This window comes from Corallococcus sicarius, assembly GCF_003611735.1.
Taxonomy (GTDB): Bacteria; Myxococcota; Myxococcia; order Myxococcales; family Myxococcaceae; genus Corallococcus; species Corallococcus sicarius.
Genome location: NZ_RAWG01000666.1, coordinates 1 through 827, shown reverse-complemented (window position 1 = coordinate 827; position 827 = coordinate 1). Strand labels below are relative to the sequence as shown.

General features: G+C 71.1%; 1 protein-coding gene. It reads left to right on the top strand.

The window, feature by feature from the left end:
• The coding region (locus D7X12_RS41600; protein WP_147444010.1) for an AMP-binding enzyme at nt 1-827 on the top strand (827 nt) is incomplete at both ends.

Below are 827 nucleotides of genomic sequence, written 5' to 3'. Positions count from 1 at the left end.
ACCGAGTGCACGGTGGACGCCACGGCGTGCGCATTCGACGCCTCGCCCACGCCCACCATCGGCCGGCCGTTGCCCAACGTCCGTGTCTACGTGCTCGACCGCAACCTCCACCCGGTGCCCACGGGTGTGCCGGGGGAGCTCTTCATCGGCGGCGAAGGCGTGGCGCGCGGCTACCTCGGACGCCCCGAGCTGACCGCCGACCGCTTCATCCCGGACGCCTTCGCCGCGACTCCAGGAGCGCGGCTGTACCGCACGGGTGACGTCGCCCGGTGGCGGGCCGACGGCACGCTCGACTACCTGGGTCGTGCCGACTTCCAGGTGAAGGTGCGCGGCTTCCGCATCGAGCTGGGCGAAATCGAGGCCACGCTGCTCCAGCACCCGGAAGTCCGCGAAGCAGTCGTCCTGGCACGCGAGGACGTGCCCGGTGACAAGCGGCTCGTCGCCTACGTCACCGCACTCGAAGGCCACGCCCTGGAGGCGGACACCCTCAAGGCTCACCTCAAGCAGCACGTGCCTGAGTACATGGTGCCCTCCGCCTTCCTCGTCCTGGAGGCCCTGCCGCTCAACACCAACGGCAAGGTGGACCGCAAGGCCCTGCCCGCGCCGCTGGGCACCGCCCTCACGTCCAGCTACGTCGCACCGAGCACGCCCACCGAGGAGCAGTTGGCGGCCCTCTTCACGCAGGTGCTGCGCGTGGAGCGGGTCGGCATCCACGACAACTTCTTCGCGCTCGGGGGCCATTCGCTGCTGGCCACCCAGCTCGTCTCGCGGGTGCGCGCCACCTTCCGGCGCGAGCTGCCCCTCCGAGCCCTCTTCGAGGCGCCCAC